Origin of the sequence: Acinetobacter sp. Res13-Abat-PEC15-P4-01, assembly GCF_015676285.1 — a bacterium.
Taxonomy (GTDB): Bacteria; Pseudomonadota; Gammaproteobacteria; order Pseudomonadales; family Moraxellaceae; genus Acinetobacter; species Acinetobacter nematophilus.
The window spans coordinates 45,158-56,891 of record NZ_JADAIN010000024.1 but is presented as its reverse complement, the minus strand read 5'-3'; the positions used below and the strand labels follow the sequence as shown (position 1 = coordinate 56,891).

General features: G+C 41.3%; 10 protein-coding genes. 2 read left to right on the top strand and 8 right to left on the bottom strand.

What is annotated here, in order from left to right; genetic code table 11:
* Positions 1–70 precede the first annotated feature (70 nt).
* Positions 71–1,492 (top strand): FAD-dependent oxidoreductase, encoded by a 1,422-nt coding sequence (locus tag IMO47_RS10365; RefSeq protein ID WP_196075538.1) that lies wholly within the window; start codon positions 71–73, stop codon positions 1,490–1,492.
* Positions 1,493–1,793: 301 nt separating this feature from the next.
* On the top strand, positions 1,794–2,684 hold the full coding sequence (locus tag IMO47_RS10360; protein WP_196075537.1) for a metal-dependent hydrolase: 891 nt from the start codon (positions 1,794–1,796) through the stop codon (positions 2,682–2,684).
* A gap of 43 nt (positions 2,685–2,727) precedes the next feature.
* On the opposite strand, the gene IMO47_RS10355 is transcribed toward IMO47_RS10360, so the two are convergent.
* The 8 genes from IMO47_RS10355 to IMO47_RS10320 all read right to left on the bottom strand — a co-directional run bounded on the left by IMO47_RS10355 (position 2,728) and on the right by IMO47_RS10320 (position 11,646).
* The gene (locus IMO47_RS10355) at positions 2,728–3,354 is read right to left on the bottom strand and encodes a riboflavin synthase subunit alpha (RefSeq protein ID WP_196075536.1); all 627 of its coding nucleotides are present in this window, start codon (positions 3,352–3,354) and stop codon (positions 2,728–2,730) included.
* A gap of 265 nt (positions 3,355–3,619) precedes the next feature.
* Positions 3,620–4,000 carry a Na+/H+ antiporter subunit G gene (locus IMO47_RS10350; RefSeq protein WP_196075611.1) on the bottom strand — a complete coding sequence of 127 codons (381 nt, stop codon included), beginning with the start codon at positions 3,998–4,000 and terminating at the stop codon, positions 3,620–3,622.
* 23 nt (positions 4,001–4,023) lie between these two features.
* A complete protein-coding gene (locus tag IMO47_RS10345) occupies positions 4,024–4,299 on the bottom strand; it encodes a monovalent cation/H+ antiporter subunit F (RefSeq protein WP_004825367.1) in 276 nt (91 codons plus the stop codon).
* Positions 4,296–4,817, bottom strand: coding sequence for a Na+/H+ antiporter subunit E (locus IMO47_RS10340; RefSeq protein ID WP_196075535.1), 522 nt, complete (start codon positions 4,815–4,817; stop codon positions 4,296–4,298). The genes IMO47_RS10345 and IMO47_RS10340 overlap by 4 nt, the downstream gene beginning before the upstream one ends.
* Positions 4,818–6,617 carry a monovalent cation/H+ antiporter subunit D gene (locus IMO47_RS10335; RefSeq protein WP_196075534.1) on the bottom strand — a complete coding sequence of 600 codons (1,800 nt, stop codon included), beginning with the start codon at positions 6,615–6,617 and terminating at the stop codon, positions 4,818–4,820. It abuts the gene before it with no gap.
* Positions 6,617–6,982: a Na+/H+ antiporter subunit C gene (locus tag IMO47_RS10330; protein ID WP_196075533.1), complete on the bottom strand. Its 366-nt coding sequence runs from the start codon at positions 6,980–6,982 to the stop codon at positions 6,617–6,619. The genes IMO47_RS10335 and IMO47_RS10330 overlap by 1 nt, the downstream gene beginning before the upstream one ends.
* Before the next feature lie 3 nt (positions 6,983–6,985).
* Positions 6,986–9,823 carry a monovalent cation/H+ antiporter subunit A gene (locus IMO47_RS10325; RefSeq protein WP_196075532.1) on the bottom strand — a complete coding sequence of 946 codons (2,838 nt, stop codon included), beginning with the start codon at positions 9,821–9,823 and terminating at the stop codon, positions 6,986–6,988.
* Positions 9,824–10,272: 449 nt separating this feature from the next.
* Positions 10,273–11,646, bottom strand: a complete 1,374-nt coding sequence (locus IMO47_RS10320) for an AAA family ATPase (RefSeq protein WP_196075531.1) — start codon at positions 11,644–11,646, stop codon at positions 10,273–10,275.
* Positions 11,647–11,734: the final 88 nt, after the last annotated feature.

The window sequence follows — 11,734 nt, the reverse complement described above, 5'->3', positions numbered from 1 at the left end:
GGTAGGTGTGGATAACTTCACAGATATACACAAGTGAAAAAGTTATCCACGCTCACCCACGGAGAGAGACATGGCAGAGCGCCTAAATAATGACTTTCAATTTCTGGATGTAGCACGCCAAGATCCAGAGAAAAAAGATATTAATGTCCGCAAAGCAGAGTTTGTGGAAATTTATAAACCTTTTACAGCGGAAGTGGCGGCAAACCAAACCCACCGTTGTTTAGGTTGTGGTAACCCATATTGTGAATGGAAATGTCCAGTACATAACTATATTCCAAACTGGTTGAAGCTGATTGCAGAGGGACGTATTTTCCAAGCAGCAGAGCTTTGTCATCAAACCAATACCTTGCCTGAAGTCTGTGGTCGTGTTTGCCCACAAGATCGTTTATGTGAGGGGGCATGTACTCTAAACGATGGTTTTGGCGCTGTAACGATTGGTAATGCGGAAAAATATATCAATGATACTGCCTTTGCTTTAGGCTGGCGTCCAGATATGTCCTCGGTAAAATGGACAGACAAAAAAGTGGCAATTATCGGTGCAGGTCCAGCAGGTTTAGGTTGTGCGGATATTTTGGTACGCAATGGGGTCAAACCTGTTGTTTTTGACAAACGTCCTGAAATTGGTGGTTTGCTGACTTTTGGTATTCCAGAATTTAAAATGGAAAAAGACGTGATGAAACGCCGCCGTGAAATTTTCACTGGCATGGGCGTTGAATTCCGCTTAAATACTGAAATTGGTACTGATATTACCATTGATCAATTACTTGCAGACTATGACGCTGTATTCATGGGGATGGGAACATATACCTATATGAAAGGTGGCTTTGCCGGTGAAGATCTTGAGGGTGTTTATGATGCGCTGGATTTCTTGATCGCCAATGTGAACCGTTGCCAGGGTTGGGAAAAAGATCCATCAGAATATATCAGTGTTGAAGGCAAAAAAGTTATCGTGCTAGGCGGTGGAGATACGGCGATGGACTGTAACCGTACTTCAATTCGTCAAGGTGCTGAATCGGTTACCTGTGCTTACCGTCGTGATGAAGAAAACATGCCAGGTTCACGTCGTGAAGTGAAGAATGCACGCGAGGAAGGTGTGGAATTCCAATTCAATCGTCAACCGATTGAAATCGTAGGCGAAAATGGTAAAGTGACGGGTGTTAAATTTGTAACTACTCAACTCAGCCAGCCAGATAGCCGCGGTCGTCGTAGCCCTGAGCCTATTCCCGGTTCAGAAGAAGTTTTACCGGCAGATGCGGTATTGCTGGCTTTTGGTTTCAGAACATCTCCGGCTGATTGGTTTGCAGGTGCAAACATAGATCTAGACGGCTCTGGTCGTGTACTGGCTGCCGAAAAGCAAGAATTCAAATTCCAGACCTCTAATCCGAAAATCTTTGCAGGTGGTGATATGGTGCGCGGTTCTGACTTGGTTGTGACTGCAATCTGGGAAGGGCGAGAAGCAGCAGAAGGTATTTTGGATTACCTTGATGTTTGACTTTAAACGCTAAATTTCCAAAGACCCATTTCCAAAGCCTGCATCATTGCAGGCTTTGTTTTTTTGTCGGAACTTTGTTGGTTTTAGTGACAAAATATAAATGATTGAAAAGAATGAAATCCATTTATAAGTCATTTATTTTTAAACAATAAAATATTTAATTCAACATGATGTTTTTCATATCTATCTGACTGTTCTGACAATCTGAGCATTTTTGCTATTCTGTGAATGATTATGCAATATACAAATATTGAGATTATGCCAATATAGGTTGAATTCAGACAAATGTAGGATTAGACCGATGTCAACAGTTCAAGTGACGGCAGAAAAATCATATCTAAATCGTCCTAAAGCTATTGGTATTAAAGTCCGTAAACCAAGCTTTAACCCTAAAGCGATTCGCAGACATTTTTTTGCGAATTCACCCGTAATGTCGCACTTACTTACGGCATTGTCTTCAACCTTTCCGATTGGTGAACAATTCTTCGTGCATAGTGTACGTAATGTACGAGACAAAATTACAGATGAAAAATTGCAAGCACAAATTGCGGCATTCATTGGGCAAGAAGCGATGCATTCCAAAGCACATACAGAATTTAATGATGCATGGCGCCGTGATGACTATAACCTAGACAGTTTCCAAGCGTGGTTGGCACGTCGAGATGCATTTATCAAAAGTGTTCATCCCAAATTGCAACTTGCGGTTACTGCGGCATTTGAACACTTCACCGCTTTATTGGGTGGCTATATTCTCCGACATCCAGAAGTATTAAGCACTTTGGATGATGATGCTGTCAAACTGTGGGTATGGCATGCCATCGAAGAGATTGAGCATCGTGCAGTGGCTTTTGATGTATATCAGGCAATATATAAGGATGACCGTACTCGTCGTACAGTGATGCGTAATGTGACCACGGGCTTTGCGAGTTTAACCTTCTATTCTGCAACACGTTTGTTTATGCAGGATTGGAAAAAAAGCTTGCCGAAAGTCCCACAAAACATTTTTGGAATTTATATGATTTCCAAAATGCTGATTTCATTGATTCCAGAATATTTGTCTTATTACAAAGCTGACTTTCATCCAGATGAAATTGATTATTCAAAGATTGTTGCTTATTGGAAGGAAAAATTGGCGGATGAGTATGGAATGGAAAGTTTCCAAGAAGAAGTTCATCCACCGCTTTATAGTTAATTCAAATAAGTACCAAAAAAGCTCATCGTAAATATGTGCTTTTTTAGTTTTCCTGAAGACGCTGGTGGATACTTTCTAAAGTATCCACCATGGTACGGGTCATTTGGTCGATTTCATAATTGAGCTTTCCACCGACTTGAGCATGTTTAAATGTGGTCAATCGCAAGGTTTCTGGAATTAAATCCACTGATATTTCATTATTTTTTCGATCAACCCGATTGACCGTCAGACTGCAACCCTGTAGTCCAATAAAACCTTTTTTAAAGAAGTATTTGATATTTTCGTCAGGGATGACAAGATCAATATGTACCGTCTCACCTGTATGGATAAGATCCCGAATGGTTGCCATACCTTCAATATGTCCATAAAGATTGTGTCCACCATTTTCCATTCCGGCTTTAATTGACCTTTCTACATTGACCTGATCACCAATATTCAAAAATTGTAGTGTGGTCAATGACATGGTGAGTGCGGAGACATCAAATGATACCGTATCTAACACGGTATCATAACCTGTTGCTGTTAAGCATGTTCCATCAATTGCGACACTTGCACCTATAAAAATATCGTCAAAAAAGTGATTTTCATTGGAAATATAAAGGGTTGTAAAGTGATCGCTATGTCGGATGTTGACCACTTTTTCTAAGCCTTGAACAATGCCAGTATACATACTCAATCTCATTTATTAAGCTGATTTTATTGTACAGGTTTCAATGAATAGGCATAGCCTCGAATTTTAAACTTATGCTGAGGCGTGTGCTAATTTTTTAACCATGTTTTTGTAGAAAAATCAGAAAAGAGGCGCTGGGATGATTAAAAGAACCCACTAAGCATTTGTTTTTTTAACTTACTTGAATGTGTTTGATTGAGTGTTTAACCTAAAGCAGTGCTAAAAATTTCATGTTTTCTAACACTGCTGCTAAGCTCAAGATGAATTAAATATCATCCTTAAATTGTTTGATAATTTTCTGACGTTGCCAGGGTAAAGGTCGATTGATTGCTTCAGGAACATCCCCAGACGTAGAACGGAGTCGTAAATGAATTGCTGCTTGAGCAATTAAGTTAGCAGATACAGGCGCCGTAATAAAAGCCAATAAGGTAATCAGGAGTTCTGCAAAACCCAAACGACTGTTAAATGCGGCATAAATCATGCCTGCAAGTAGAAAGCTGCCTAAACCTAAAGTACTCGATTTGGTTGGTGCATGGAGTCGCATAAATAAGTCAGGTAGTTTAACCATCCCGATCCCGCCAACTAAAGTAAAAAATGCACCAATAATGAGAAAAAAGGAAACGGTTATTTCCATGATAAGCTGTATATTATTTTCCATGGCAGCCCTCCTTAATCAATCACATGACCCGTTGTGAAATAACGGGCAAGTGCAGCAGTTGAAACAAAACCAAGCATTGCGACCAAAAGCGCACCTTCAAACATTGACGTACTTGCCCAATAAATACCCAAAATCACGATTAAGCAAGTCGCATTTAAAAATAGGGTATCAAGCGCCAGTAGTCGATCTACAATCGAAGGTCCCATCACCAAACGAATCAAACACAGCAACATGGAGAGCGTGACGGCAACTAAACAAATGCCTAACGCATAAGGCAGAATACTCATGAGCGGTCTCCTGGTTGAAGGTCAAATATCTCAATTAGTGGAACTTCATAGCGGGCTTTAATGGCTTGGATTTCAGCATCGACATCATCGCAACTCAAGGCATGGACCAAAATATCCCCACGCTCTTGATCGATTCCGGCACTGACAGTACCGGGGGTGGTGGTAATGATCATCGCCAACAGTGTATTCACGTGTTCGTGGTCTGTGTCCAAAGGGATACGAAACCATTTGGGTTGAAGATTTTTGGTGGGGCCCAAAACCTGTTTTGCGACTTTAATATTACTGATAATAATGTCCCACAGCACCACTAAAAATAATTGAATGGCACTTTTCCAATGAATATTCGGGGTGCAAACAATAAAGGGCTGTATCAATTTGGGAATAATCAGACCTAGCGCGCTTGCCACCACAATATCAAAACTTTCAGCACTATGGTTCAGCATCAGCCAACTCATTGCCACAATCACAGATACAAAGGGATGCGGCACAATACGGGTCAATAATGATTGATTCTGCATTTATTGCTCCATTGGCTTCAGTTGATTATTTTCCGTATGCTGCTGTTCCTGTCCTTTGATTTGACGCTGCTTATACTCAGAGATATGTTCGCCCTGTAAAGTATCTGGGCTAATAATGTAGGGAATATAATGCGCGTTTGGATCGACCATTTCACCATTGTACTTGGTTTCAGGAACATAGTTAGGATCGAACGGCTGGACACTAATGGTTTGTCCTTGTTCATCAGTTTTTAAAATACCGTGCTGATACAGGGATGCATCAGTAATTTGTGCGGCTGTTTTTTCAACATAGTTTAAAATGGGTGCGGCACAGACAACATAGGCAATTAAACCCGCCAGCAATAGATAAATTGTTTTATCGTTGCGGGGAGGTGCTTGATTTGGCAAAGCTTGATAAGCAGCATAAGCTTGCTCTTTAGGATTATTTTCAGGTGCAGTTGCACGCCAAAACAGAATGAATCCGACGCGGGTAAAAGCAATGATACTCAATAGGCTGACGATTAGAATCACCGCAATAATCCAGCCTTGCGCTGGGATATTTGCAGTGGCTTGCAAAATTAAAACTTTGCCCAAAAAGCCACTAAATGGCGGTAAGCCTGCCATCATCAAGGCAATCAGAAAGAACGTCATTGCCAACACTTTGTCCTGCTTCATTTTAGGCGCAACTTTGAGGTGATCTTTCATTACACCACGTTGTGACGTAATCCAGCCGCACACTAAGTAGAACGATGCTGCAATCACAGTACTATGGACCAGGTAATATAAACCTGCCGACCATGCTTGTGTATTGAGCATTGAAATGGCAACTAAAATTGTGCCAATCGAAGACAGCACCATAAAGCCGACAAAACGACGCAAACGCTCTGTAGCCAGCGCTCCAATGACCCCATAAAGTGAAGTGAGCAAACCGATAGGCAATAACCATGTTTGAAGAAAATGCGCGCCTAAAGCATCATTAAATACTGTGCCGTTAACACGTAAAATCGCATACACACCGACTTTGGTCATGATCGTGAAAATGGCAGCAACTGGTGTTGTTGCGACAGCATAAGTTTTTGGTAGCCAAAATCCGACAGGTAACATGGCTGCCTTGATCCCAAATACCACGAACAGCAGTAAACCGCCCGCAATCGCAAGTCGATGTTGATCGTTGTCTAAAGTAGGTAACAATCGACCCACATCTGCCATATTTAAACTACCGACACTGCCATAAATCATTCCTAATCCAATCAAGAACAGGGCTGAAGCCAGTAAGTTAATGGTGACGTAATGTATACCCAGTTGAAAACGGGCTTTGCCTTGACCATGTAATAGCAATACGTATGATGCCATTAACAATATTTCAAAGAAAACAAATAGATTGAATAAATCGCCTGTTAGAAATGCACCACTCAATCCCATCAGCAACAGATGGAACATGGCATGGAAGTAGCGACCACGCTCATCCCATTCCTTACTGGCAAACCATAAAATTGGGGTTGCAAGTGCGTAGGTAAGCACCAACATCAATGCCGATAAACGATCCAGCACCAAAACGATACCAAATGGTGCTGACCATTCAGCCAATTGATAAACAAATATTTTTCCAGTATTGGCTTGGAGCAGATAAGCAATGGCTGTCGCAAGTCCGAGAACAATCGAAACTAAACTCAGACCACGACGCCATGGCTGTCGCCAATCATGTTTTAAAGCCCCAGAACCAGGATTGCCCAGTAAAATGAGTAAGAAACCAGTAAATGCCGGAATCAGGATACTCATAATTGGAGAATGAGCATACCAAAAATCTAAAAAGCTGCTCATTATGGCTCATCCTCACGTGGGTCAAAACTACTGGGTTCCTCTTTTGCATCAACATGGTCGGTACCCGATTCATATCGGCTGCGTAATGCCAACTGCACGATAAAAGCGGTGGTTGCAAAGCCAATCACAATTGCTGTGAGTACCAAAGCTTGCGGTAAAGGATCGGTGACTTTTGTCGCCTGAGTGAGAATGGCGGGTGAACTGATTTGTATTCTTCCCATCGCGAATAGAAAAATATTCACGGCATAGCCAATCATCGCCAATCCAAGAACAACAGGAAAGGTACGAGCTCGAAGAATAAGATAGATACCAGAGGCAACCAATAATCCAATCGCAGATGCAATTAAAAATTCTAAACTGATCATGCATTACTCCTTGGGTACTGGACCAGACATACTGGAATGTCTAGAGTCGCCTAAAACAGAAATGAGTAACATTGTCGCACCGACTACAGTGCCATATACACCAAGATCGAATGCTGCCGCAGAAGCGAGATGGAATGTTCCAAATAGGCTTGATTCAACATAGACATGCGCACTGGTGAGGAAAGGACGAGCCCACAACCATGAAGCAATGCCTGATAGCCCTGCAATCAATAATCCTAATCCAATCCAGATTTCGTAGAGCCGACCTGATTTCGCTCGCAGCATTTTTTCCGCTTGGTCTTGTCCGAGTGCGATATATTGAATCACCAGTGCCATTGAGGTGATCAAACCCGCAATAAAGCCGCCACCTGGATAATTATGTCCACGTAAGAAAATATACAAACTGACCACTAAAGCAACAGGGAGTACCCATGAGGCGGTCATACGGAACATCAAAGGTGACGGGTTAAAGCGATAGCTTAATCCTTTTGTCATGGTGGTACCGTGTGTACGCATCCCATCCATCATGCAGAGCGCGCCAATCGCTGCGATGCCTAATACAGCAATTTCACCAAAGGTATCGAAACCACGGAAATCGACTAGAATGACATTGACGATATTTGAACCACCGCCCAATGGAAGTGACTGTTGTACAAAGAACCATGAAATTGAATGATGATCACGTGTCATGATGAGCCATGCAATCCAACCGATTCCGATACCTCCACCAATGGCAATCACAGCATCACGCCAGCGACGTGTACGGCTCGATTCATAAGGTGTCAGTTGAGGAAGGAGTGACAGACTCATCAACAAGAGTACGGTAGTAACCACATCTACAGTAATTTGAGTCAGTGCCAGATCAGGGGCTGAAAGCGTCACAAAAATCATGGTGACGACCAGACCTATTGCGCCACTAATTAGCACAGCCTTGATCCGTTCATGATGGAACCACAGCATCATCCAACATGCCGAGAACAACAATAACCAAAGTACGATTGCTGTGAATGGTGCATGGGTAAGTTCACGTGTGCCTGTAGTAAGGTTTTGATTGAGTAGCGGTGCGGCGACTAAAGCGATACTCAACGCCAGAATGAGCAATAAATAGTTTTGCAGTGAACCCGTTTCGGTACTTTTCTTTAGCTTGCGGGAAAGTGATAACAGATTTTTCAGGAAATCTTCAAATAATAATTTTCCTTGTAAGCGCCCTAAGCTTGGATCAAGGTCAATTTCACGAATCCGTCCACCTTTGGCTAAGGCAAAGTAGAAAACCACACCACCGATGAGGGCAACAGCACTCATGAGTAAAGGCAGATTAAAACCATGCCAAATGGCTAGATGAACACCTTCAAAGTTTAAATGTTGTGTAGATGCACGTGTTCCTGCATTGACGATATTTTCCACCAAAAGGGCAGGAAGAATACCCACCAGAATACATAGCGTTGCCAATACAATTGCGGGTAGGCGCATCCCAAGCGGCGGTTCATGCGCATTTTTATTGGGCACATCACGCCCGACTTCACCGTCAAAAAATACACCATGTACCAGACGTACCGAATAGGCAACTGCAAATAGCCCAGCCAAGGTTGCAACGATTGCGGCTAGCACAACATAGCCACCAGATAAGTTTGCCAACAATTCCGTAAAGAACATTTCTTTAGAAATAAAACCATTGGTGAGGGGTACACCTGCCATACTTGCAGCAGTAATCATGGTCAATGTTGCAGTAAAAGGAAGCAGTTGCCATAGTCCACTGAGTTTTCTTAAGTCACGTGTACCTGATTCATGATCAATGATTCCTGCAATCATGAACAAAGCGGCTTTAAATGTGGCATGGTTAATGATATGGAAAATCGCCGCTGCAACGGCTAATGGAGAACCCATGCCCAAGAGACACATGATCAGACCTAAATGACTAATCGTCGAGTAAGCCAGTAGACCTTTTAAATCTTCTTTGAAAATGGCAAAGAATGCTGCCATACATAAGGTAAACAACCCAATGGTGGTCACGAGGTTATGGAACAACGCTGAACCCACAAAAATGGGAAGTAAGCGAGCAACAAGGAAAATCCCCGCTTTGACCATGGTCGCTGAATGTAGATACGCCGAAACAGGCGTTGGGGCTGCCATCGCATTTGGAAGCCAAAAGTGAAAAGGAAATTGCGCACTTTTGGTAAATGCGCCCAATAAAATCAATAATAAGGCTGGAACAAATAAACCACTGCTTTGAATTGTTGTTGTCATTGTGGTGAGTTGGTCAATTTGATAGGTACCTGCAATATGACCAATCAAAATAAATCCGCCCAGCATGGCTAAGCCACCCATCCCTGTGATGGTCAGTGCCATACGTGCGCCGCGTTGCGCTGCTTCATAGTTGCTCCAGTAACCCACGAGCAAGAATGATGAAATACTGGTCAGTTCCCAGAACACCAATAATATGATGAGGTTGTTCGATAGAGAAATACCCAGCATCGCTGCCATGAATAGCATCAATAATGAATAGAGTTTGCTGAGAGAATTTTTAGGATTTAGATAGTAGTAGGCATAGATATAAATCAGGGTGCCAATACCGGTGATCAGCAATGAAAAAATTAAACTTAATGCATCTAGACGAAAGCTAAAATCAATCCCAATTCGGGGTAACCATTGCCACTGTTCTAAAATGGCATTGCCGCTCAATACTGTTTTTGCCTGAGTCAGTAACAGTATAAAACTGCTTAAACTGACCCCGATTGCCCCTAAAGCTGTTACCCCACGAGAGAATTGCTTCAGCCACAGGACAAGGGTAGTGCCAAGTATTAACGGTAATAGAATAATAATCGGAAGCACACGCGTATCCATTATCGTGAATAGGTCGTGAAACCTATGTGAATCTTATCTTTCAAGGATTTGAGGAATGCAAGGAACAGTCCAATAACTTAAATCTTGAAAGCCGAGTTAAATTAATGAGTAAAAATCAGTTGTGTTGCGCAACATGAGAAAACGATTAGAAAATCAATTAAGATTGAAAAATCTAATTTGAATTGATTTTTTCATAGTATTACATGAGCAGAATAACATCAATTTATTTTGTCAGTTTTTGCGCAAACATTTGTAATTATACGCTTATGATCGCATTTGGCTGTTTAATCTTTAAGCCATGAGTCGCAATCTATCATTTTGATCAGCTTTGACAAAAAATCAATTCAAAATAAGTATCGTCACGATTTGAGAATGTAAAAAAAAAGCAGAGATTGACCATTTCTCAACAGTCACCATGTTTTCAGAATAACTGTCCGACTAAATCCTTTTTAAAGCAATGATTTATGTGAAGACTGATCATCACCTGACTGAATTAAACGCTTCAATTCAGCTTGTTGCTCTTCATTGAGCTGTTGAAATTGCTGAAATAATTGTTGTGCATTGAGACTCTGCATACTGGGTTCAAGTAAAGGCTGTTCGCTATCTTTAGGGATGTCTTTCAATAAATTTTCATAGATGTGTTGATACTCATCCCATACATCATTGCTTTTAATTTCATAAAGTTGTTTATTTTCAAGTTTAAAACATTGATATTCATCCGCTTGCTCCAACAGGGCTTCATGGCTGGCTGTTGCAATGATTTGCAGACGAGGAAATGCCATATTTAAGCGATCCACAATGAACTGTAATCCGAGTTGATCTAAATCGACATCAATTTGATCGATCAGCAAGATGCCTTCCCCCTCTTCACAAGGATAAAGGCTCAATGGATTGAGCAAACACAGGCGACGTACAATATCCCCCACCAATGCCAACCAATTTTTGACGGTATTGGACAATTGTTGATAACTAAAATTGTGGTCCTTATAAGTCACCATGAGTTGTAGCTTGGGTTGGTATTCGAGATAGATATCGGTGATTTCAGGAATAATGGTATTCAGGCTTTTCTTTAATGCTTTTAAGCTGGGTGCATGTAATTGCGAATGTGCCTGAAATAAAATATGCTGAAAGTCTTGATCGAGGTGAGCAACTGGCTGTTTTTTTTCTAGAACATTTTGAAATAATTGTGCAAGTTGTGCATTTTCAATATCACTCATTTCCCTGAACCATTCGAAAAATCGAGCAAAGGTTGTATAGGGAATTGGTACCAATTCGTAGGCATTATGTGCTTGTAAAACAATCGGATTATTTTTATTGAGAATATTAACCTCATTGACAAAACGTTCAGCGGGATAGTAAGCCAGCATAGGTAATCCTTGTAGGGGATCATTTTTAATCACTTGCTGATAACGCTCCACCAACTGTTCGAGTTGCTGTAGTTCAACTTTGCTGATTCCTATCCCTGAGCTATTAATGGTTTTATAAAGCTGCCAATGACAGCTTTGAGGATCAGCTTCAGTTGTTGCATTACTTTCTGTCAATTGTCCCATTTCTGCTGGGAAATGGATATGAACATCAATTTTAGATTGAATGCGATCCTGCATGATGTCCTGATCAAGCATCACAATACCAGGCGTTCTTAAATCTTTCAGACGAGCCGGAAACCAGCTCAGCGCTTGATAAATATTCTTAATGATGGCGGTTTTACCGCTGGCTTGATCACCCACAATGAGGGTAATCGATTTATTATTTTTATTATCGAAATTTATTTTTAAATCAGCAAAATGGTATGTATGCCGAAAATGAATTGCTTCTAGTTTCATAAGATACCTGACATTTAACGGGCAGCATGAAAATCTATGACGATTCATCTTTTGACTATGCAATTTTACATATTGATGAAGGGATCAA